The organism is Pseudomonas sp. PSB11, assembly GCF_014596605.1.
GTDB classification, from domain to species: Bacteria; Pseudomonadota; Gammaproteobacteria; order Pseudomonadales; family Pseudomonadaceae; genus Aquipseudomonas; species Aquipseudomonas umsongensis.
In genome coordinates this window covers 39,632-60,026 of record NZ_NOIO01000014.1, presented here as the reverse complement: position 1 = coordinate 60,026, position 20,395 = coordinate 39,632, and the positions used below count along the sequence as shown (strand labels likewise).

Annotated in this window: 23 protein-coding genes; 5 read left to right on the top strand and 18 right to left on the bottom strand. The window is 58.7% G+C overall.

The features are described 5' to 3' along the window. Positions 1-30: 30 nt before the first annotated feature. Positions 31-810 (bottom strand): ferredoxin-NADP reductase, encoded by a 780-nt coding sequence (gene fpr, locus CGA21_RS17120; RefSeq protein WP_008054100.1) that lies wholly within the window; start codon positions 808-810, stop codon positions 31-33. Positions 811-949: 139 nt separating this feature from the next. Between fpr and CGA21_RS17115 the strand changes: the two genes are divergently transcribed. After that, positions 950-1,876, top strand: coding sequence for a LysR family transcriptional regulator (locus CGA21_RS17115; RefSeq protein WP_110748740.1), 927 nt, complete (start codon positions 950-952; stop codon positions 1,874-1,876). On the opposite strand, the gene CGA21_RS17110 is transcribed toward CGA21_RS17115, so the two are convergent. From CGA21_RS17110 to CGA21_RS17100, 3 genes are all read right to left on the bottom strand, one after another. Continuing rightward, on the bottom strand, positions 1,873-2,235 hold the full coding sequence (locus CGA21_RS17110; protein WP_110748739.1) for a diacylglycerol kinase: 363 nt from the start codon (positions 2,233-2,235) through the stop codon (positions 1,873-1,875). The genes CGA21_RS17115 and CGA21_RS17110 overlap by 4 nt on opposite strands. Before the next feature lie 74 nt (positions 2,236-2,309). Further along, positions 2,310-2,960 carry a response regulator transcription factor ErdR gene (erdR, locus tag CGA21_RS17105; RefSeq protein ID WP_020796006.1) on the bottom strand — a complete coding sequence of 217 codons (651 nt, stop codon included), beginning with the start codon at positions 2,958-2,960 and terminating at the stop codon, positions 2,310-2,312. Positions 2,961-3,178: 218 nt separating this feature from the next. Beyond that, positions 3,179-3,922 (bottom strand): tRNA-uridine aminocarboxypropyltransferase, encoded by a 744-nt coding sequence (locus CGA21_RS17100; RefSeq protein ID WP_110748737.1) that lies wholly within the window; start codon positions 3,920-3,922, stop codon positions 3,179-3,181. A 187-nt stretch (positions 3,923-4,109) separates the two neighbouring features. Between CGA21_RS17100 and CGA21_RS17095 the strand changes: the two genes are divergently transcribed. Next, positions 4,110-4,532 (top strand): PA3611 family quorum-sensing-regulated virulence factor, encoded by a 423-nt coding sequence (locus CGA21_RS17095; RefSeq protein ID WP_110748735.1) that lies wholly within the window; start codon positions 4,110-4,112, stop codon positions 4,530-4,532. A gap of 1 nt (position 4,533) precedes the next feature. On the opposite strand, the gene CGA21_RS17090 is transcribed toward CGA21_RS17095, so the two are convergent. Next, the gene (locus tag CGA21_RS17090; protein ID WP_110748733.1) at positions 4,534-4,728 is read right to left on the bottom strand and encodes a hypothetical protein; all 195 of its coding nucleotides are present in this window, start codon (positions 4,726-4,728) and stop codon (positions 4,534-4,536) included. Positions 4,729-5,202: 474 nt separating this feature from the next. Here CGA21_RS17090 and CGA21_RS17085 point away from each other — a divergent pair, with 474 nt between their 5' ends. Beyond that, the gene (locus CGA21_RS17085; RefSeq protein ID WP_110748731.1) at positions 5,203-6,321 is read left to right on the top strand and encodes a TIGR00730 family Rossman fold protein; all 1,119 of its coding nucleotides are present in this window, start codon (positions 5,203-5,205) and stop codon (positions 6,319-6,321) included. A 43-nt stretch (positions 6,322-6,364) separates the two neighbouring features. Here the strand turns inward: CGA21_RS17085 and recX are convergent, their stop codons facing one another. From recX to CGA21_RS17055, 6 genes are all read right to left on the bottom strand, one after another. After that, positions 6,365-6,832 (bottom strand): recombination regulator RecX, encoded by a 468-nt coding sequence (gene recX, locus CGA21_RS17080; protein WP_110748729.1) that lies wholly within the window; start codon positions 6,830-6,832, stop codon positions 6,365-6,367. Between the two features lie 8 nt (positions 6,833-6,840). Beyond that, positions 6,841-7,899, bottom strand: a complete 1,059-nt coding sequence (gene recA, locus CGA21_RS17075; RefSeq protein WP_008060630.1) for a recombinase RecA — start codon at positions 7,897-7,899, stop codon at positions 6,841-6,843. Positions 7,900-7,982: 83 nt separating this feature from the next. Next, positions 7,983-8,483 (bottom strand): CinA family protein, encoded by a 501-nt coding sequence (locus tag CGA21_RS17070; RefSeq protein WP_188264667.1) that lies wholly within the window; start codon positions 8,481-8,483, stop codon positions 7,983-7,985. A 90-nt stretch (positions 8,484-8,573) separates the two neighbouring features. Continuing rightward, the gene (locus tag CGA21_RS17065; RefSeq protein ID WP_188264666.1) at positions 8,574-9,140 is read right to left on the bottom strand and encodes a glycoside hydrolase family 19 protein; all 567 of its coding nucleotides are present in this window, start codon (positions 9,138-9,140) and stop codon (positions 8,574-8,576) included. 178 nt (positions 9,141-9,318) lie between these two features. Then, the gene (locus CGA21_RS17060) at positions 9,319-9,666 is read right to left on the bottom strand and encodes a phage holin family protein (protein WP_110748726.1); all 348 of its coding nucleotides are present in this window, start codon (positions 9,664-9,666) and stop codon (positions 9,319-9,321) included. A 209-nt stretch (positions 9,667-9,875) separates the two neighbouring features. Beyond that, positions 9,876-10,610, bottom strand: a complete 735-nt coding sequence (locus tag CGA21_RS17055) for a helix-turn-helix transcriptional regulator (RefSeq protein ID WP_110749052.1) — start codon at positions 10,608-10,610, stop codon at positions 9,876-9,878. 202 nt (positions 10,611-10,812) lie between these two features. Here CGA21_RS17055 and mutS point away from each other — a divergent pair, with 202 nt between their 5' ends. Both mutS and fdxA read left to right on the top strand, forming a co-directional pair. Continuing rightward, positions 10,813-13,392 (top strand): DNA mismatch repair protein MutS, encoded by a 2,580-nt coding sequence (gene mutS, locus CGA21_RS17050; RefSeq protein WP_110748724.1) that lies wholly within the window; start codon positions 10,813-10,815, stop codon positions 13,390-13,392. 142 nt (positions 13,393-13,534) lie between these two features. Further along, positions 13,535-13,858 carry a ferredoxin FdxA gene (fdxA, locus tag CGA21_RS17045; protein WP_110748722.1) on the top strand — a complete coding sequence of 108 codons (324 nt, stop codon included), beginning with the start codon at positions 13,535-13,537 and terminating at the stop codon, positions 13,856-13,858. 517 nt (positions 13,859-14,375) lie between these two features. On the opposite strand, the gene rpoS is transcribed toward fdxA, so the two are convergent. From rpoS to fghA, 7 genes are all read right to left on the bottom strand, one after another. Beyond that, entirely contained in the window at positions 14,376-15,383 is a 1,008-nt protein-coding gene (rpoS, locus tag CGA21_RS17040) for an RNA polymerase sigma factor RpoS (RefSeq protein ID WP_020795994.1), read from the bottom strand. Between the two features lie 105 nt (positions 15,384-15,488). Then, positions 15,489-16,346, bottom strand: a complete 858-nt coding sequence (locus CGA21_RS17035) for a peptidoglycan DD-metalloendopeptidase family protein (protein ID WP_110748721.1) — start codon at positions 16,344-16,346, stop codon at positions 15,489-15,491. Between the two features lie 211 nt (positions 16,347-16,557). Then, entirely contained in the window at positions 16,558-17,193 is a 636-nt protein-coding gene (locus tag CGA21_RS17030; protein WP_188264698.1) for a protein-L-isoaspartate(D-aspartate) O-methyltransferase, read from the bottom strand. A 38-nt stretch (positions 17,194-17,231) separates the two neighbouring features. Continuing rightward, entirely contained in the window at positions 17,232-17,984 is a 753-nt protein-coding gene (gene surE / locus CGA21_RS17025; protein WP_110748719.1) for a 5'/3'-nucleotidase SurE, read from the bottom strand. Next, the gene (gene truD / locus CGA21_RS17020; protein WP_110748717.1) at positions 17,972-19,030 is read right to left on the bottom strand and encodes a tRNA pseudouridine(13) synthase TruD; all 1,059 of its coding nucleotides are present in this window, start codon (positions 19,028-19,030) and stop codon (positions 17,972-17,974) included. Before truD ends, surE begins: the two co-directional genes overlap by 13 nt. Then, positions 19,027-19,500: a 2-C-methyl-D-erythritol 2,4-cyclodiphosphate synthase gene (gene ispF / locus CGA21_RS17015; RefSeq protein ID WP_020795989.1), complete on the bottom strand. Its 474-nt coding sequence runs from the start codon at positions 19,498-19,500 to the stop codon at positions 19,027-19,029. The genes truD and ispF overlap by 4 nt, the downstream gene beginning before the upstream one ends. A 43-nt stretch (positions 19,501-19,543) precedes the next feature. Continuing rightward, positions 19,544-20,389 carry an S-formylglutathione hydrolase gene (gene fghA / locus CGA21_RS17010; protein WP_020795988.1) on the bottom strand — a complete coding sequence of 282 codons (846 nt, stop codon included), beginning with the start codon at positions 20,387-20,389 and terminating at the stop codon, positions 19,544-19,546. Between the last annotated feature and the right edge of the window lie 6 nt (positions 20,390-20,395).

Here is a 20,395-nt window from a genome sequence, read left to right as displayed (position 1 = left end):
AGGCAATGCGGGCTTTTTTTGAGGCGGTGCTTATTTCTCTACGAACGCACGCTCGATCAGGTAATCACCCGGCTCGCGCATGCGCGGCGACACTTTCAGGCCGAAGCTGTTCAACACTTCGCTGGTCTCGTCGAGCATGCTCGGGCTGCCGCACAGCATGGCGCGGTCGTCCTGCGGGTTGATCGGTGGCAGGCCGATGTCGCTGAACAGCTTGCCGCTGCGCATCAGGTCGGTCAGGCGACCTTCGTTTTCGAATGGCTCGCGAGTCACGGTTGGGTAGTAGATCAACTTGTCACGCAATGCATCGCCAAAGAACTCGTTCTGCGGCAGGTGCTCGGTGATGAACTCGCGGTAGGCGACTTCGTTGACGTAACGTACGCCGTGGCACAGGATCACTTTTTCGAAACGCTCGTAGGTTTCCGGGTCCTGGATGACGCTCATGAACGGCGCCAGACCGGTACCGGTGCTGAGCAGGTACAAATGTTTGCCAGGCTTCAAGTCATCCAGCACCAGCGTGCCGGTGGGCTTCTTGCTGATGATGATCTCGTCGCCTTCCTTCAGATGCTGCAATTGGGAAGTCAGCGGACCATCAGGCACCTTGATGCTGAAGAACTCGAGATGCTCTTCCCAGTTCGGGCTGGCAATCGAGTAAGCGCGCATAAGCGGGCGGCCGTTGGGCTGTTGCAGGCCGATCATCACGAACTGACCGTTCTCGAAGCGCAGGCCCGGATCACGGGTGCACTTGAAGCTGAACAGAGTGTCGTTCCAGTGATGAACACTGAGGACACGCTCGTGGTTCATGTTGCTCATGTACGGGGACTCCTGGAGATTGGATCTGCGCTGGCTCTTTCAGGAACAGACCTGCGGTGCGCAATTGCATCGCATTCTAATAGCGACGACAATATCTGTTAACTGGATTATTAAGATAAGGGTTATCGGTTATATCGATATGCGATTTACTCTCCGTCAACTTCAAGTGTTCGTCGCCGTCGCCCAGCAGGAAAGCGTGTCCCGTGCTGCGGGTCTGCTCAACCTCTCACAGTCGGCGGCGAGTACATCCATTACCGAACTGGAGCGCCAGTGCAGCTGCCAGCTGTTCGACCGCGCCGGCAAGCGATTGAGCCTCAACGCCCTGGGTAAACAGTTGCTGCCCCAGGCGGTTGCCTTGCTCGACCAGGCCAAGGAAATCGAAGACCTGCTCAATGGCAAGTCCGGATTTGGCTCATTGGCAGTGGGCGCGACCCTGACCATTGGCAACTATCTCGCGACCCTGCTGATCGGTGGTTTCATGCAGCGCCACCCGGAAAGCCAGGTCAAGCTGCACGTGCAGAACACTGCCAATATTGTGCAGCAGGTCGCCCACTACGAAATTGACCTGGGTCTGATCGAAGGCGATTGCAGTCACCCTGACATCGAAGTGCAAAGTTGGGTCGAAGATGAGTTGGTGGTCTTCTGCGCGCCACAGCATCCGCTGGCCCAGCGGGGCACAGCGAGCATGGAGGAACTGAGCCACGAAGCCTGGATCCTGCGTGAACAAGGCTCAGGCACACGCCTGACGTTCGATCAAGCCATGCGCCATCACCGGAGCGCGCTGAACATCCGCCTGGAACTGGAACACACCGAAGCCATCAAGCGCGCCGTAGAGTCCGGCCTGGGGATCGGCTGTATCTCGCGGCTTGCGCTACGGGACGCGTTCCGTCGCGGCAGCCTGGTAGCCGTGGAGACTCCGGACCTGGACCTGGCCCGACAGTTCTATTTCATCTGGCACAAGCAGAAATACCAGACCTCGGCGATGCGTGAATTCCTCGAACTGTGCCGCGCGTTTACCGCCGGGGTGCAGCGCAGCGACGAGATCGTCCTGCCGGCGATCGCTTAAAGCAGAATCACCGCCCAGACCAGCGCGATCATGGTCAAAGCCACCAATTGCGCGGCACTGCCCATGTCCTTGGCGTTTTTCGACAACGGGTGCAATTCAAGGGAAATGCGGTCGATGGCCGCTTCCACGGCCGAATTGAGCAGCTCGACGATCAGCGCCAACAGGCATACCGCAATCAACAACGCCTGCTCGACACGATTCACGTTCAGGAAGAACGACAGCGGGACCAGAATGACGTTGAGCAACACCAGTTGCCGAAAAGCCGCTTCGCCGGTGAATGCTGCGCGTAGGCCGTCCAGCGAGTAGCCAGAAGCATTGAGGATACGTTTCAGGCCGGTCTGGCCTTTGAAAGGTGACATAGAGTAGGACTGACCAAAAAAGGAGTGGGAAAGCTAGATTAACCAAAGTCAAAAAAACGTGAAGGCGCCAGCGCTTAATGGCTTGAAATTGACTCGAGTTGTTGCAGCAGCAACGCCGCCTGGGTGCGGGTCCGCACATTCAGTTTACGAAAAATCGCGGTGACGTGGGCCTTGATGGTCGCTTCGGAAACGCTCAGCTCGTAGGCAATCTGCTTGTTCAGCAAGCCTTCGCAGACCATGGTCAGCACCCGGAACTGTTGCGGAGTCAAGCTCGCAAGGCCTTCACTGGCCGCCTTGGCCTCATCGGAAACGCTGACGGCTTCGAATGCTTGCGGTGGCCAGAAAACATCGCCATCGAGCACCGCGCGCACGGCTTTCTGGATAACACTCAGGTCGCTGGACTTGGGTATGAAACCGCTTGCACCAAATTCCCGGGACTTGACCATGATCGTCGCTTCTTCCTGGGCCGAGACCATGACCACAGGAATTTGTGGATACTGGCCGCGCAACAGCACCAACCCGGAAAAACCATACGCGCCCGGCATGTTCAGATCCAGCAGCACCAGATCCCAGTCAGCCTTTTCGCTCAGGCGAGCTTCCAGCTCGGCAATGCTCGCCACTTCCACCAAGCGGACATCCGGGCCCAGGCCCAGGGTCAGCGCTTGATGCAGGGCGGAACGAAAAAGAGGGTGGTCATCGGCAATCAGGATTTCGTATGTGGCCATTTTTCAAATGATCCTGTTTTTCATGGGATGCCCGATGCATTCGGGTATCGCCAAACAACTCGAGGTAACAGCCACGCAGCCGCACCAACGGGGCACGTTCAACGCAAAAAACGGCGTTTCAAACTCTGGCCGCACCCTAATGGGCGCCAAGCATGCCCAGCGAAACCGGGGTGGTCAAGCGACATGGCCGGTACACTTTATTGCAGCATCGGCGACAATCAGACCGTCACTGCCACTGCTGGTTGAAGATAGGCCATCAACTCGGTGTGCGCCGGGGTCGAAACATCCATTTCCAGCTGACGCTTGGCATCGAGGTAATGCTGGCTGAACACATCGAAATAAGCGTCGAGCGCCGAGGCCGCCTCTACATCGCCTGCAAGATCGAGACATAACGCCGCGACTTCCGCAGTACACAAGTGTTCGCTACGGGTGGAGCGGCGCAATTGATAGCGTGAAAGCTTCTCGGGCAACAAACTGAGGATCGGAAGCGCGTCAAAATAGGGGCTTTTACGGAAAATCTTCCGGGCTTCGGTCCACGTTGCGTCGAGCAAGATGAACAGCGGCCTCCTGCCTTGATCGACCACCACGCTATGAGTCACCCGCTCGGGCGCGACATATTCACCCGGGAACACCAGATAAGGCTGCCATTGCGGGTCGGACAGCAAGGCCAGCAACTGCTGATCGACTTCGGTCCGCGACCAGATGAAGGCATGGTTGTCACGCACCACATCGGCAATCAACCAACCGGTATTGCTGGGCTTGAACACTTCCTTGCCAGTCATGATCAGGCATACCCCGGAGCGAGTCTGAACCTGCGGACGCCAGGCGCACAGGCAGTGACTCTCGATCACGCGGCAAGCGCGGCAGCGTGTTGCCCGCCATCCACGGGCCTGAATCGGCTTGATACCTTCCTCTTCGCGCTGGTCGCGCAAACGGGCTACGGCGTTGGGGGCATGGTTCATCGCAGGCCACGCCGGCAGACAAAAGAGATCGACACGAAAAGCACTCGGCTGGGTGAAAGTGCCGGCAGTTTACCAGACCCGCTGGTGCAAACCTGTACCGTGCAGGCCTGCTCCCCTATAATTCGCCGCCACTGAACGCACAGTCATGTGATGGGTCAAACACCCATCACTGCCCCAGGAGAGTTTCATGCTGCGCCTTATCGTTCCCACCGCTGCCATTCTGCTGGCGTCGTCCTTCAACGCTCAGGCTGCGTCCTTGAGTGAGCAGAATTTGAACAGAGAGCTGCGAAACGTCGCCACACAAAGCAGCGTCGGCACGCCACGGGCGATCAATGAAGACATTCTCGATCAGGGCTACACGGTCGAAGGCAATGTGCTGATCAACCACCTGAGTGTGCAAAGCAGCCACGCCAACAAGATGCGTGCCGACCCCAAGGCCGTGTACTTCCAGCTTGGCGCCTCGGTATGCAACAACCCATCCTTCCGTAAGCTGATGGCCAAAGGGGCGGTCATGCGTTATGACTTCACCGAGGTAAAGACCAACCGCGCGGTCGGTTCTGCAAGCTACCAGGAATCGGATTGCCCGAAAGCGACCCAGAAGAAAAAGTAAGTCAGTGGGATTTTGCGCGCCGCTGCTCATCCTCGGCGCGCAATTCCGCCACCAGCGCCTGCAAATAGCGGGAACGCTGATGCGGGTCCATAAGACGCCGGCAGCACTCCTCCTCGAGACTCAAATGATTGATCTCGGCTGATGATTTCAGCAATCGATACAGTTGCGTATCGATCTCCAGAATGACCCTGGCCATGGTTTTCCGGCTCCCTGCACCTCACTCGTGATGAGCGGCAAATCCTTGAACCGCTTGTACCCTGCGCCCTGCCCTTGACGCCAAGTTGTCGTGTAATACCTGTAACTAAGTAAATCAGAGTACTGAACACTCGGGGCGGGTTCGGACGGGCGGTGAAATCACCTTGCAAATCGTCAATAACCGGTTGCCAGGAAAGACTTTGCGGCGCAATGATCAAGGCAACAATCATCGCGACGGTCTAGATTTCAGGTATCTACGTTCATTGTGTCAGGACTGGAAAGGCGCCGCCCGTTTCGTCTTGCGCTGTGCGAACGTTTCTTTCATCCAAGGGAAAAACAGAGCCGGTATGGTGACCCGACCAGGGTCAAGTGAATCGCCCAGGCATGGGCCTGGGCAAACAGCGATACATGAAGTGTCGTGGCGCCGACGCGTCAATGGTCGAAGCCGACGGCTCTGTCCAGAAGGAGAAGCTGAATGCCTTACCAACCGAATGACCTCCTAAGCCGCCATTTTGAACAAAGCGGCCATGACCTCATCAGCAAGGTCGAAGAGCAACTCAACCTGGTTTCACCCAACAGCCCGAATACCCCGATCTACCGCGACATGATCCTGACCGTGCTGCGCATGGCACAGGAAGACCACAACCGCTGGAATGCCAAGATAACCCTGCAAACCCTGCGCGAACTGGAGCACGCTTTCCGAGTGCTGGAGCAGTTCAAGGGGCGACGCAAAGTCACAGTCTTCGGCTCCGCGCGCACGCCAGTGGAACACCCCTTGTATGGTCTCGCCCGGGAACTCGGCGCCGCCCTGGCTCGCTCCGACATGATGGTCATCACGGGTGCGGGCGGCGGCATCATGGCTGCAGCCCACGAAGGTGCAGGTCTGGAACACAGCCTGGGATTCAACATCACCCTGCCCTTCGAGCAACATGCCAACCCCACCGTTCAGGGGACGACCAACCTGCTGCCCTTCCATTTTTTCTTCACGCGCAAGCTGTTCTTCGTCAAGGAAGCGGATGCACTGGTGTTGTGCCCAGGCGGTTTCGGCACCCTGGACGAAGCGCTGGAAGTACTGACGTTGATCCAGACGGGCAAAAGCCCATTGGTGCCCGTAGTGCTGCTGGACGCGCCGGGCGGCAAATTCTGGCAGGGCGCATTGGACTTCATCCACCATCAACTGGAGGAGAATCGTTACATCCTGCCTACCGACATGAAGCTGGTGAAACTGGTTTACAGCGCCGAAGAAGCGGTGGAGCAGATCAACCATTTCTACAGCAATTACCACTCCAGCCGCTGGCTCAAACATCAGTTCGTGATTCGCATGAACCACAAGCTCAGTGACAGGGCACTCGAACAGATGCAGGAGTTATTCGCAGACCTGTGCCTGAGCGATCGATTTCATCAACATGCCTATAACGGCGAGGAGCAGGACGAAGCACGGTTCAGCCACCTGGCGCGGCTGGCCTTCAACTTTACCGCCCGTGACCACGGCCGGCTTCGCGAGTTGGTGGATTACATCAACCTGGCGGAAAACTGGGCTCAAACCCAGCCACCGGCACAGCAGCGTACGCGAGAGCCATTAAAGGTTACGTGAGGCAAAAAAAACGGCCCGCTATCGAAATAGCGAGCCGTTTCAGTCAATCGTCCATTCCTCGGCCGCTGAACAAGCGGTTGATCATTTCCATGGAGAATCCCCGATACGCCAGGAACCTGCCTTGTTTGGCGCGCTCCCGGGCATCTATCGGTAATTGCCCGGAAAACTTGCGTCGCCAGGTGTCCTTCAATTGTTCCTGCCAGTCGATACCGCTCTCGCGCAGAGCGAGCTCGATATCACTACGCTGCAGGCCACGCTGACTTAACTCTTCACGAATGCGTAAAGGGCCATAGCCGCTGCGGGCACGATAGGAAACGAAGCTTTCAAGGTAGCGGGATTCGGACAACAAGCCCTCTTCCGTCAATCGGTCGAGTGCTGTTTCAATCATTTCGGGGAGAGCCCCGCGCTGACGCAGTTTACGCGTCAGCTCGACTCGACCATGCTCGCGTCGCGCGAGCAGGTCCATTGCGGTTCGCCGCACCGCGACGAGGGTATCGAGTACAGCGGTCATCGGATCAATCAGATATCAGCATCAGCCAGATCGTCTTCGGTCTCTTTGACCGCAGAAGCCTTGGCATCCGCTACCGAAGCCGGAGACAGCAGTTTGTCACGCAGTTGCTTCTCAAGCGTTGCGGCAATATCCGGGTTATCCGCCAGGTACTTGGCCGAGTTGGCTTTACCCTGACCGATCTTGGTGCCGTTATAGGCATACCAGGCACCGGACTTCTCGACGAAACCGTGCAGAACACCCAGGTCGATCATCTCGCCGTTGAGGTAGATGCCCTTGCCATAAAGAATCTGGAACTCGGCCTGACGGAACGGCGAGGCCACCTTGTTCTTCACAACCTTGACGCGGGTCTCGCTACCGACGACTTCATCACCTTCTTTCACCGCACCTGTGCGGCGGATATCCAGGCGAACCGACGCGTAGAACTTCAGCGCGTTACCACCGGTAGTGGTTTCCGGGCTGCCGAACATCACACCGATTTTCATGCGGATCTGGTTGATGAAGATCACCAGGCAGTTGGCGTTCTTGATGTTACCGGTGATTTTACGCAGCGCCTGGGACATCAGGCGGGCTTGCAGGCCCACGTGCATGTCACCCATTTCGCCTTCGATTTCAGCTTTCGGCACCAGCGCTGCCACGGAGTCGACGATGATCACGTCGACCGCATTGGAACGCACCAGCATGTCGGTGATTTCCAGGGCTTGCTCACCGGTATCAGGCTGGGACACCAGCAGGTCGTCGACGTTGACGCCCAGCTTGCCGGCGTACTCAGGGTCCAGGGCGTGTTCGGCATCGACGAACGCGCAGGTCGCGCCGGCTTTCTGAGCCTGGGCGATCACGGACAATGTCAGTGTGGTTTTACCGGAAGATTCAGGACCGTAGATTTCAACAATGCGGCCTTTTGGCAGACCGCCAATGCCCAAAGCGATGTCCAGACCCAGAGAGCCAGTGGAGATGGCCGGGATCGCCTGACGGTCCTGATCGCCCATACGCATTACGGCACCCTTGCCGAATTGACGTTCGATCTGACCCAGGGCCGCAGCCAAGGCTTTCTTCTTGTTGTCGTCCATTAAAGTCCTCACGTAATCAATAAGGCCTGACGGCCAACACCTGTATAAGTAGACAGTATTATTCCACAGCGTGTGCGGATCGCCTACCCCTGATTTGAGATTTCTCCCGCGGTATGGCGCAGCAGCCCCTCTAGCGCGGCCTTCACCGTTTGTCGGCGGACCTCGTCGCGGTTGCCGGCAAAATGCTGCACCTCGCTGAACACCTGGTCGTCGACGCCCCACGCCAGCCACACGGTGCCCACCGGCTTACTGGGCGAACCGCCGTCCGGCCCTGCGACACCACTGACCGCCACGGCAAAACGCGCGCGGCTTTTTTCCTGTGCGCCATGCACCATGGCCTCGACCACTTCGCGACTGACTGCGCCCACGGTTGAAAACAGCTCGGCCGGGACATTCAGTTGCAAGGTCTTCTGTCGATTGGAATAGGTGACATAACCGGCCTCGAACCATGCCGAGCTACCCGGAATCCGGGTAATCGCCTCGCTGATACCGCCGCCCGTACAGGATTCGGCGGCGGTGACATGGGCATTGAGAACCTGCAGGCGCCTGCCGAGTTCAGCGGCCAGCTGTGTGATTTCTTTCACGGTCATCTCCTGATCGAACGGAATGAGGCTTAACGTACACGAGCGAATGGTGCTTGCAAGTTACAGGGACGAGCCGCCCCGACACACATCTCACGGACTCGCAGGTGGGAGCAACACCGTCTTTGCCTGCTTCCAAAGCAGCAATCGTTCCTGCAGCCCGTTCAAACCGCCATTGATACGTCGAGTAATACTGTTGAACTCATCGACGTCGGCCAGTTCATTAAGGCCGTTTCGCTCCCAGAACCAGGCCGCGGATTCAGCAGCCCATTGTGGCAGCTCCAACAGTTCGGGTTGCTGCAACAAACGCTCATCACCAAAAAGTGCCCGACTGCACTGCAGATAATTACTGCGACCGGTGATCTGGATCAGCCCACGACCCCGATAGCGTTGACCGTCGCCGTCGGCTTCAGGGGAGTTGCCCAGGCGCATGGCCAGGTCCCCGGTATCGTATTTTTCGAAATACTTCTCGCCGCCCAACTCTCGCACATATTGCAGTTGCCCCGACTCGTGGCCGATTTGCGCCAGGAAGGCGGCGATACGCCCGGGAGAATTGATGTTACGACGTGCCATGGCGTTATTAAGGGCAAGCAAGAACAGACCCGACCGAGTGCGGGCACCTGGAAAAATCATGAGTAACTGCTGCTCAGTGAGGCGCATCGCTCGTTCCTTTGATTGATGCATGAAATTCGCAAGATGGCGCCGGGAGAAATACGCCGGCAGCGTATTGAACGCCGCATCCCGAACGCCAGACTACACACCTCTCCCACGCAAGCCCCGCCGGTAATTGTTGCACCGTTTGTGTTGCCAGCGCAGCACGCAGAGCGCCACCCATTCACTATGGGTCGGGGCGAGAATCGCGCGGCGGTGCATCATCGATACCGATACGCCTGGCCACCCAGCGCCCGTACAATCCTACGGCCATGTCAGCCCCGGCTATCGCGGTGAGACAACCGAAGGCGCCGGCGGCCCAGATCGACATCCCGGCGGCGTACAGCAACATCATCGCCGAGACGCCGCATACCATGCACGCTCCGGAACGCAAGGCCAGGCGTCGCAGCAATGACCAGCCACGGGCGCCCTCCTTGTCGGCGCGCCACATTTCCCCGGACACCCCACTGACCACTGCAAGCGCGACGACGAGCCAGATAGGCAGGTCCAGCAACAGTTGCTGCTCGTTTGTCATGTCGGGCCTCCAGGGTGCCTGGCTTGCGATGCTAGCGGTTAAGCGCAAGATTATGCATGTACGCATATACAGTCAATGCATTAATGCATTTATTTGCCGTGAAGATAGTCAGCTTCGTACGGGCGAAGAGCGATAACGCCGTATTGTAGGTACACACCGGTATCTGGCTCGCCAGCAAGCCTGGCTCCCGCGAGGCGGCAAACCGAAGGTCAACGAGCGTACATGCCCCACCAGAACACATGACCCAGGATCAGGATCTGTTCCTCCTGCATTTCCAGGAAGGTGTAGTCCTCGTCAGGATGCTCATCGCGGTTGAAGCTACGCAGGCGAATCCCTGTCGGCAGCCGATACAGCTGTTTCACTCGCAACTGGCCGTTATGATTGATGGCATAGAGATCGCCATCGACGATATCGCCAATCCCACACTTGCCGGCGTTGACGCCCACCGTGGCACCGTCGCGCAACACCGGCAGCATGCTGTTGCCGCGCACCGTCACGCATTTGGCCTGGTCGAACTGCACGCCGTTATGGCGCAAGCTACGCTTGCCGAAGCGCAGGCTGGCGCGCTCGCTCTCTTCGATGACGAATCTTCCTGATCCTGCAGCCAATTCAACCTCGCGAAGAAAGGGTACCGAGACCTCGTCATCATCAATAGGGGTATCGTCGTCCCACAGACTGATGTCGGTGAGTTGCGAGTGCGCGGCTTCACGCCGGGTACCCAACGCCTGCGCGATGAGCACCCGACCACGCAATTGATCGGTACTGACGGCGAAGTATTCGGCGATCTTCGAAATGTGTTTATCCGAAGGGTCGACAATCTTCCCGCCGAGGATGCGCGAAAGTGTGGATTGAGGCACGCCGGTGCGACGGTGAAGCTCCGTGGGGGAGATACCGTGCTGATCGAGCAGCGCTCTTAAAACGGTCGAAACGTTGCGTTTTTGCATAATGCGCATAATGCTCGAAGTTTTTTGCCACGACAAATGCTTAATTGCATAACCGATGCATGATTGATCTAGAAAGAGGTCACCCGGCCGTGATGCCTGCGTCGACCAGACTGCCCATGGTAACCTTGCGCCCATCGCGGAAAAGCCGTGCCCATGCCCGCTTTTGCCCCACACCTTTTGAATGAGTTTTCCTGGCAATCCGATGAATAAAGCCCTCTCCGACCTGTCCTCGCACACGCCGATGATGCAGCAATACTGGCGGCTGAAGAACCAGCACCCTGACCAGCTTATGTTTTACCGCATGGGCGACTTCTACGAGATCTTCTATGAAGACGCGAAGAAGGCCGCCAAGCTCCTCGACATCACCCTGACCGCTCGCGGGCAGTCAGCCGGGCAGGCGATTCCGATGTGCGGCATCCCTTACCATGCGGCGGAAGGTTACCTGGCGAAACTGGTGAAGCTCGGCGAGTCCGTAGTGATCTGCGAGCAGGTCGGTGACCCGGCCACCAGCAAAGGCCCGGTGGATCGCCAGGTAGTACGCATCATTACCCCGGGCACGGTGAGCGACGAAGCGCTGCTCGATGAGCGCCGGGACAACCTGATCGCCGCCGTCCTGGGCGACGAGCGCCTGTTCGGCCTGGCGGTGCTGGATATCACCAGCGGCAACTTCAGCGTGCTGGAAATCAAGGGCTGGGAAAACCTGCTGGCGGAACTGGAGCGCGTCAATCCAGTGGAATTGCTGATCCCGGATGACTGGCCCAAGGATCTGCCTGCCGAGAAACGTCGTGGCGTTCGTCGCCGTGCGCCGTGGGATTTCGAGCGTGATTCGGCTTTCAAGAGTCTTTGCCAGCAATTCTCGACCCAGGACCTCAAGGGTTTCGGTTGTGAAAACCTGACCCTGGCCATCGGCGCCGCCGGTTGCCTGCTGGCCTACGCGAAAGAAACCCAGCGCACCGCCCTGCCGCACTTGCGCAGCCTGCGCCACGAACGCCTGGACGATACCGTAGTGCTGGATGGGGCGAGTCGCCGCAACCTGGAACTGGACACCAACCTGGCCGGCGGTCGTGACAACACCCTGCAGTCGGTGGTCGATCGTTGCCAGACCGCCATGGGTAGCCGCCTGCTGACTCGCTGGCTGAACCGCCCGCTGCGTGACCTGAGCGTGTTGCTGGCGCGCCAGACCTCGATCACCTGCCTGCTTGACGGCTATCGTTTCGAAAAGCTGCAGCCGCAGCTCAAGGAAATCGGCGACATCGAGCGCATTCTCGCCCGGATTGGCCTGCGCAATGCCCGTCCGCGGGACCTCGCGCGCCTGCGTGATGCCCTCGGCGCGCTGCCGCAACTGCAAGTGGCGATGACCGAACTTGAAGCGCCGCACCTCAACCAACTGGCGATCACCACCAGCACTTACCCGGAACTGGCGGCCTTGCTGGAAAAAGCCATCATCGACAACCCGCCCGCGGTAATCCGTGACGGCGGGGTGTTGAAAACCGGTTACGACAGCGAACTCGATGAACTGCAATCGCTCAGCGAAAACGCCGGGCAATTCCTGATCGACCTCGAAGCCCGCGAAAAAGCCCGCACCGGCCTGTCTCACCTGAAAGTCGGCTACAACCGCATCCACGGCTATTTCATCGAACTGCCGAGCAAGCAGGCCGAGTCCGCACCCGCCGACTATATTCGCCGCCAGACCCTCAAAGGCGCCGAGCGCTTTATTACGCCGGAACTGAAGGCCTTCGAAGACAAGGCTCTGTCTGCCAAGAGCCGTGCCCTGGCGCGGGAAAAGATGCTCTACGAAGCGCTGCTCGAAGACCTGATCGCCCAGCTGCCACCGCTGCAGGATACTGCGGCTGCACTGGCTGAGCTGGACGTGCTGAGCAACCTGGCCGAGCGCGCGCTGAACCTGGATCTCAACTGCCCACGTTTCGTCAGCGAGCCGTGCATGCGGATCACCCAGGGTCGTCACCCTGTGGTGGAACAAGTATTGACCACGCCTTTCGTGGCCAACGACCTGAGCCTCGACGACAACACCCGCATGCTGGTGATCACCGGCCCGAACATGGGCGGTAAATCCACCTATATGCGGCAGACGGCGCTGATCGTGCTGCTGGCGCATATTGGCAGTTTCGTCCCGGCAGCCAGCTGCGAGCTGTCCCTGGTCGACCGCATTTTCACTCGGATCGGCTCCAGCGATGACTTGGCCGGCGGCCGCTCGACCTTCATGGTCGAAATGAGCGAAACCGCGAACATCCTGCACAACGCCACCGAACGCAGCCTGGTGCTGATGGACGAAGTCGGCCGCGGCACCAGCACCTTCGACGGCCTGTCGCTGGCGTGGGCGGCAGCGGAACGCCTGGCGCACCTGCGGGCCTACACGTTGTTCGCCACCCACTACTTTGAGTTGACGGTATTGCCGGAAGCCCAGCCATTGGTGGCCAACGTGCACCTCAATGCCACGGAGCACAACGAACGCATCGTGTTCCTGCACCATGTACTGCCAGGGCCGGCCAGCCAGAGCTATGGCCTGGCAGTCGCGCAGCTGGCTGGTGTTCCGAACGAAGTGATCGTACGTGCCCGTGAGCACTTGAGCCGGCTCGAAGACACCGCCCTGCCCCACGAGGCGCCTGCGCCAGCCAAAGGCAAACCGGCCACGCCGCAGCAGAGCGACATGTTCGCGAGCCTGCCGCATCCGGTGCTGGATGAACTGGCCAAACTTGATCTGGACAACATGACACCACGTCGCGCACTCGAAATGCTCTATACACTAAAGACACGGGTCTAACGCATAGGCTTGCAAGCTGTTAGAATCTCGCGCGGTTTGGGATGCTGCGGGCTATTAGCCTGGCTTGCAGACTATCGCTCCCAAACCTTGCGACCCCTACGTGAAGGGGCGCTGCGAGCCGCGCCTGAGGAGAAAATTAGAAATGACCTTCGTCGTCACCGACAACTGCATCAAGTGCAAGTACACCGACTGCGTAGAAGTCTGTCCGGTGGACTGCTTTTACGAAGGCCCGAATTTCCTGGTGATTCACCCGGATGAGTGCATCGACTGCGCACTGTGCGAACCTGAATGCCCTGCAGTGGCCATCTTCTCCGAAGATGAAGTCCCTGCCGGCATGGAAAACTTTATCGCGCTGAACCTCGAATTAGCCGAGGTCTGGCCGAACGTTACCGAACGCAAGGATCCGTTGCCCGATGCCGCTGATTGGGATGGCAAGCCAGGCAAGATCGAATACCTCGAACGCTGATTATCCCCGCGTTCCTGAAAAAGGCCCCACAAGGGCCTTTTTTTTGATCAAAAGATCGCAGCCTTCGGCAGCTCCTACAGGTGCAGGCAAAAAAAAGGGGCGGTATGACCCGCCCACATTTTTCCCTATTCCCTGTGTTCCTTTTCATCATCCTGATGAATCGCTTCCTGCGATGTCCTTTCCCCTCATCCTTGAAGGGCGTGTCTATCCGTTGACACAACACCGATACTAGAGTTTTTACCGTCAAGAGCAATCACCCGATCAGGCCCGGATGGCTTGTCACATCCCGTTCATGTTCGAAAACCTGCTTGTTTATCAGTAGGATAAAAAAGACCTGCGAAAAATATGGTCGACTGCCAACCTGTAAAAATAGTGAACACTTACGTAAAGAGTAAGCGAAGACTTACACCCTGACGCTACAAAGCCGCGCTCGCGTCCCCGAGATCAAAACCGGAAATATAGATAGCAAAAAGCCCCGAACCAGTCGGGGCTTCCTGTTATTCAGCCAACGAACGGCTTATTGAAATAGCGACTCGCTCGATAGCCCGTTTTTCTCCAGGATCTCCCGCAGACGCTTCAGACCTTCTACCTGAATCTGTCTGACCCGCTCACGGGTCAGGCCAATTTCCAGGCCCACATCTTCAAGGGTGCTGCTCTCGTGACCGCGCAGGCCGAAGCGGCGTACAACCACCTCGCGCTGCTTGTCGGTCAACTCCGAGAGCCACTGGTCGATGCTTTGAGACAGGTCGTCATCCTGCAGCAGCTCGCATGGATCGGTTGGGCGATCGTCGGTAAGGGTGTCCAACAGGGTTTTATCCGAATCCGGACCCAGCGAGACGTCGACCGAAGAAACCCGCTCGTTGAGGCCCAGCATGCGCTTGACCTCCGCTACCGGTTTTTCCAGCAGGTTGGCGATCTCTTCGGGTGAGGGTTCATGATCGAGTTTTTGCGTCAGCTCCCGTGCAGCCCGCAGGTACACGTTGAGCTCCTTGACCACATGGATCGGCAACCGGATGGTCCGGGTCTGATTCATGATCGCGCGCTCGATGGTTTGACGAATCCACCAGGTTGCGTAGGTCGAGAAGCGGAAACCGCGCTCAGGGTCGAATTTCTCCACCGCCCTGATCAATCCGAGGTTGCCCTCTTCGATCAGATCGAGCAGCGAAAGGCCCCGATTGACGTAGCGTCGGGCGATTTTCACCACCAGCCGCAGGTTACTTTCGATCATGCGTTTGCGCCCGGCCGGATCACCACTTTGCGACAAGCGCGCAAAATGCACTTCTTCTTCGGGGGACAGTAGAGGGGAAAAGCCGATTTCATTGAGGTACAGCTGCGTGGCATCGAGTGCCCGCGTGTAATCGATGTACTTGTGTTGCTTCAATGTCGCGGAGTGTTTGGATTTGGCACGAACGGAAGGTGGAGCCGCCCCTTCATCATTCGACATCGAATCCGTGCCGACGTCGGCCTCCATCAGGAGAACCTCATCGTCGATGTCAAACTCCGGCACTTCTTTACTGAGAGCCATTGTTATAGTCCTTTGGTGAGTTCGACCTCAAGCTCAAGCGGCGCCTTTATCCCTGGCAACGCTGGAGCCTGTCCCCTCTACGTGACGGAACAGGCTGGAAAGCGATCAACGCCGCGGCAGGAATTGCAGCGGATCTACAGGTTTACCTTGGCGGCGAATCTCAAAATGCAGTTTCACCCGGTCTGTACCCGTTGACCCCATTTCGGCAATTGTCTGTCCGACCTTGACCTGCTGCCCCTCCCGAACCAACAGCCTGCGGTTATGTCCGTAGGCACTGACGTAGGTTTCACTGTGCTTGATGATGACTAATTCGCCGTAGCCCCTTAAGCCACTCCCGGCGTATACCACCGTCCCATCAGACGCAGCTAAAACAGGCTGTCCCAAATCCCCTGCGATATCAATTCCTTTATTCAAACTACCGTTTGAGGAGAATTTGCCGATTAAAATGCCATTAGATGGCCACCCCCAGCCGGTCGGGGCTGGACCCGGTGGAGGCAGTGGAGCGGGTGCCGGCTTGTTGGCGACGGACGGTACAGCCGCCGGCGTGGTCGTGGTCGTACCGTCCGCAGAGCGACGGATGACCGTGGTTTTACTTGAGGATGAAGGCGAGGAACTGGAGGAACTGACCACGGTTGTCGGCGTTGAACCGCTGCGACCATCGAAGCGAATCGTCTGACCCGGATGGATGGTGTACGGCGGCGCTATGTTGTTGCGCGCCGCCAGTGCCTTGTAGTCCCAGCCGTAGCGAAAGGCGATGGAAAACAGCGTGTCCTTGGGGCGAACGACGTACTGCCCGGTGGTCACGGCCGGACGCTGGGCGGCGGCATTGTTGCGGTCGACAACGCGTACGTCGCTGGATTTGTTACTGGAGCAACCGACCAGCAAGGTGCTCATGACAAGGCCAGTCACCAGGCGCTGAAAGCTCGTTGTACCCATACGCTGCGCTATGACTGTGAGACTCACCCGCCGCTCCCTTTGTGGTGGCTGAAAATGTGGTTTGCCGTGTTCCGGCACGAAGTGTCGCAAGTATAACGGGCCGTGCCGGCTTTACCCTTAATGAAGCGAAATGGCTTGGCGCACACGTTTGCTGTCCGCCGAAACAACCCGTTTAACCAATCGACCCCGCTGTAAGACAGAGGCAATTGAAGAGAATTCAGCGCGTTTAAATAAATGCTCAGGCCAGTGGACCATTGAGTAACGGGACGAAGCGCACCGACCCCAGGACACGCCTGGAAAAGCCATTTTCTTCCCGGATGATCAGCATCAATTGTTGCACCTCACCGGACCCCACCGGGATCACCAGGCGCCCACCCGGGGCCAGTTGATCGAGCAGCGCCTGAGGAACGTCTGTTGCCACCGCCGTAACGATAATGCCGTTGTAGGGCGCCAGTGCCGGCCAGCCCTCCCAGCCATCGCCCCAGCGAAATACCACGTTACGCAAGTTCAGCTCGACCAGGCGTTCCTTGGCCCGGTCTTGCAGCACCTTGATACGTTCCACGGAAAAGACCCGTTCGACCAGTTGCGACAGCACCGCCGTCTGATACCCCGACCCCGTACCGATTTCCATGACCTTGTCCAATGGCCCGGCTTCGAGCAGCAACTCGCTCATGCGAGCCACCATGTAGGGCTGGGAGATGGTCTGGTTATGGCCGATGGGTAGCGCCGTGTCTTCGTAGGCTCGGTGTGCCAGAGCCTCGTCGACGAACAGGTGACGCGGTGTACGCCGAATGACTTCCAACACCTTGGCGTTGCAAATCCCCTCCTCGTACAGGCGCTGGATCAGGCGCTCGCGGGTCCGTTGCGAGGTCATGCCGATGCCGCGACGCATCATGTCGTCTTGTCCCCGCGTCATGGTCGCAGGCCCTCCAACCAGCCGTCGAGGCTCCTGAAGGCATCATTGAAGGTGCGATCAAGCTGCAAAGGGGTGATGGAAACATAGCCTTGCATCACGGCATGGAAATCGGTGCCGGGTCCGCCATCCTCAGCGTCCCCCGCCGCAGCGATCCAGTACCCGGACTTGCCTCGCGGGTCGACCACCTTCATCGGCGCTGCCGCGCGGGCGCGATGCCCGAGGCGGGTCAACTGGATACCGCGGATGTGCTCCAGCGGCAAATTGGGAATGTTCACGTTCAGTACCGTACGCGGTGGCAGTTCGAGATCCGCATGGGCCTCGACCAGTTTGCGCGCAAAGTAGGCCGCCGTGGCCAGGTTGTCGACCTGTCGCGAGACCAGCGAAAAGGCAAACGCAGGCCGCGTCAGGAATCGTCCTTCGAGCGCCGCCGCAACCGTACCCGAGTAGAGCACGTCGTCCCCCAGGTTGGCGCCCAGGTTGATGCCGGACACCACCATGTCCGCTTCACGCTCCAACAAGCCGTTGAGGCCCAGGTGCACGCAATCGGTCGGCGTGCCATTGACGCTGATAAAGCCGTTGGCCAGCGTGTGCGGATGTAACGGACGGTCCAGCGTGAGCGAACTGCTCGCACCGCTTTTGTCCTGGTCCGGGGCAATCACCACGCACTCGGTGTAATCCGCCAGCGCAGCATGAAGCGCGGCGAGTCCGGGTGCAAATACCCCGTCGTCGTTAGAAATCAGAATACGCATGGGCTGTCCGTCTGCCCCACCGGCACCAGATCGACAAGCTCGCGCACCAATACGGTGGCGAAGCATCCGGCCGGCAGGACGAATTCCAGTTGCAGAATGTCAGGCGAGGGATAATGCCACGTCAACCCGGCAATGGGCAGCCGCAGGATGCGACGTTCATGGCTCATTCCGGCGTTGACCAACCAATCGCGAAGTTCCACTTCGCGCGCGGCTATCGCCTGCTCCAGTTCATGGACAGCGCCCATGGCCGGCGAGTCACCTTCGCCCCACTGTGGACCGGTCGGGTGCAGATCGAGAATCGCCAGTCGCGGATCACTGCATTCAGCTTCGCCGGCCGCAAAGAAGCTGCGGCTGTCGGTGAATGCCAACAGATCGCCGACCTGCGCGTGCTGCCAGGTGCCGTCGGCGACACGCGCCGCCAACACCTGGTTGAACAGAAAACTGCGAGCCGTGGAAAGCAGGCGCGAACGCACGTTGCGCTGCTCTGGCAAGGCCTTGCGCGCAGCCCAGGCACGGGCGTCGACCACGTTGCCGCCGTCATGCCCGAAGCGCTGGGCGCCGAAATAATTGGGGATGCCTTGCTTGGCAATCAGTTGCAGTCGCTCTTCGATGGCAGCCTTGTCTCCAGCGAACTGTGTCAGGCGCAAGGTGAAGCCGTTGGCCGAGTGGGCACCGCGTTGCAGCTTGCGTTTATGCCGGCTGGTCTTGAGGATTCTAAGCGTGTCGTTTTCTGCCGCGGACAGATCCGGATCGGCTTTGCCCGGCAGTTGTACGCTGAACCACTGGCGCGTCAGCGCCTGGCGATCCTTGAGCCCGGCGTAGCTGACAGTGCGCAATGACACTCCGGCTGCCTTGGCGATTCGACGTGCCGCCTCTTCAGTATTCAGGCCGCGTTTTTCCACCCAGATCCACAGGTGTTCGCCATCACCGCTCAAGGGAATATCAAGGACTTCATCGACCTGGAAATCTTCCGCGATGGCTTTCAGTACGGCGCTGCCGAGCGGTTCCCCATAGGCCCGCGGGCCGAGTAATTGCAGTTCGTTCATGCGCGCAGCAACAAGGCAACGGAATGCACGGCAATGCCCTCTTCGCGACCGACAAAGCCGAGCTTCTCGGTGGTGGTAGCTTTCACATTCACTTGATCCAACTCAACTTGAAGATCCGCAGCAATCAGCGCGCGCATCGATTCGATATGTGGGGCCATTTTCGGCGCCTGGGCAACGATGGTGTTATCGACGTTACCGACCTTCCAGCCTTTGGCGTGGATCAATGCGACGACATGACGCAACAGCGCTCGGCTGTCGGCGCCTTTGAATTGCGGGTCGGTGTCCGGGAAATGCTTGCCGATGTCACCCAGCGCGGCAGCGCCGAGCAAGGCATCGCTCAAGGCGTGCAGCAGGACGTCACCGTCGGAGTGAGCGAGCAGCCCGAAGCCGTGTGCAATGCGCACGCCGCCCAGAGTGATGAAATCGCCTTCAGCGAAACGGTGCACATCATAGCCGTGGCCAATACGCATAAAAAAACGCCCCGAATTTTGTCAGGGCGTGATTCTACCTGCATTAGGCACCTAGAGCATGCGCGTGATGCCGCAAGTGTTCATCGATGAAACTGGCGATGAAGAAATAGCTGTGGTCATAGCCCGGTTGCAGGCGCAACGTCAGCGGGTGACCGGCCAGTTTGGCCGCCTGTTGCAAGGCTTCAGGCTTCAGTTGATTGGCGAGGAAATCGTCGCGATCGCCTTGGTCAACCAACAGCGGCAGCTTTTCATCGGCCTCGGCGATTAATGCACAGGCATCCCATTCACGCCATTTCGAACGGTCTTCTCCCAGATAGCGGGAAAAGGCTTTCTGTCCCCACGGGCAATCCATTGGATTGTTGATTGGCGAGAACGCCGATACCGACAGATAACGCCCCGGATTGCGCAAGGCACAGACCAGCGCACCGTGGCCACCCATGGAGTGACCGCTGATGCCGCGCTTGTCCGACGCCGGGAAATGCGCTTCGACCAAGGCCGGCAACTCCTGCACGACATAGTCATGCATCCGGTAGTGGCGCGACCAGGGTTCCTGGGTGGCGTTCAGATAAAACCCGGCGCCAAGGCCGAAGTCCCAGGCACCGTCCGGATCGCCCGGCACGTCGGGACCTCGGGGGCTGGTGTCTGGCGCGACGATGATCAGCCCAAGCTCGGCGGCCATGCGCATGGCGCCAGCCTTCTGCATGAAGTTCTCGTCGGTGCAGGTCAGGCCGGACAACCAGTACAGCACCGGCAGCTTGCCGCCCTGCTCCGCTTGCGGCGGCAGGTACACGGCAAACACCATGTCGCAACCGAGCGTTTCCGAGCGATGGCGATAACGCTTGTGCCAACCACCGAAGCTTTTCTGGCAGGAGATATTTTCCAGGCTCATGACTGA

What these genes read in the sequence shown, in the direction of transcription:
- fpr (WP_008054100.1), bottom strand. Translation starts at nt 810, where the DNA reads ATGAGCAACATGAACCACGAGCGTGTCCTCAGTGTTCATCACTGGAAC.
- CGA21_RS17115 (WP_110748740.1), top strand. Translation starts at nt 950, where the DNA reads ATGCGATTTACTCTCCGTCAACTTCAAGTGTTCGTCGCCGTCGCCCAG.
- CGA21_RS17110 (WP_110748739.1), bottom strand. Translation starts at nt 2,235, where the DNA reads ATGTCACCTTTCAAAGGCCAGACCGGCCTGAAACGTATCCTCAATGCT.
- erdR (WP_020796006.1), bottom strand. Translation starts at nt 2,960, where the DNA reads ATGGCCACATACGAAATCCTGATTGCCGATGACCACCCTCTTTTTCGT.
- CGA21_RS17100 (WP_110748737.1), bottom strand. Translation starts at nt 3,922, where the DNA reads ATGAACCATGCCCCCAACGCCGTAGCCCGTTTGCGCGACCAGCGCGAA.
- CGA21_RS17095 (WP_110748735.1), top strand. Translation starts at nt 4,110, where the DNA reads ATGCTGCGCCTTATCGTTCCCACCGCTGCCATTCTGCTGGCGTCGTCC.
- CGA21_RS17090 (WP_110748733.1), bottom strand. Translation starts at nt 4,728, where the DNA reads ATGGCCAGGGTCATTCTGGAGATCGATACGCAACTGTATCGATTGCTG.
- CGA21_RS17085 (WP_110748731.1), top strand. Translation starts at nt 5,203, where the DNA reads ATGCCTTACCAACCGAATGACCTCCTAAGCCGCCATTTTGAACAAAGC.
- recX (WP_110748729.1), bottom strand. Translation starts at nt 6,832, where the DNA reads ATGACCGCTGTACTCGATACCCTCGTCGCGGTGCGGCGAACCGCAATG.
- recA (WP_008060630.1), bottom strand. Translation starts at nt 7,899, where the DNA reads ATGGACGACAACAAGAAGAAAGCCTTGGCTGCGGCCCTGGGTCAGATC.
- CGA21_RS17065 (WP_188264666.1), bottom strand. Translation starts at nt 9,140, where the DNA reads ATGCGCCTCACTGAGCAGCAGTTACTCATGATTTTTCCAGGTGCCCGC.
- CGA21_RS17060 (WP_110748726.1), bottom strand. Translation starts at nt 9,666, where the DNA reads ATGACAAACGAGCAGCAACTGTTGCTGGACCTGCCTATCTGGCTCGTC.
- CGA21_RS17055 (WP_110749052.1), bottom strand. Translation starts at nt 10,610, where the DNA reads ATGCAAAAACGCAACGTTTCGACCGTTTTAAGAGCGCTGCTCGATCAG.
- mutS (WP_110748724.1), top strand. Translation starts at nt 10,813, where the DNA reads ATGAATAAAGCCCTCTCCGACCTGTCCTCGCACACGCCGATGATGCAG.
- fdxA (WP_110748722.1), top strand. Translation starts at nt 13,535, where the DNA reads ATGACCTTCGTCGTCACCGACAACTGCATCAAGTGCAAGTACACCGAC.
- rpoS (WP_020795994.1), bottom strand. Translation starts at nt 15,383, where the DNA reads ATGGCTCTCAGTAAAGAAGTGCCGGAGTTTGACATCGACGATGAGGTT.
- CGA21_RS17030 (WP_188264698.1), bottom strand. Translation starts at nt 17,193, where the DNA reads ATGACCTCGCAACGGACCCGCGAGCGCCTGATCCAGCGCCTGTACGAG.
- surE (WP_110748719.1), bottom strand. Translation starts at nt 17,984, where the DNA reads ATGCGTATTCTGATTTCTAACGACGACGGGGTATTTGCACCCGGACTC.
- truD (WP_110748717.1), bottom strand. Translation starts at nt 19,030, where the DNA reads ATGAACGAACTGCAATTACTCGGCCCGCGGGCCTATGGGGAACCGCTC.
- ispF (WP_020795989.1), bottom strand. Translation starts at nt 19,500, where the DNA reads ATGCGTATTGGCCACGGCTATGATGTGCACCGTTTCGCTGAAGGCGAT.
- fghA (WP_020795988.1), bottom strand. Translation starts at nt 20,389, where the DNA reads ATGAGCCTGGAAAATATCTCCTGCCAGAAAAGCTTCGGTGGTTGGCAC.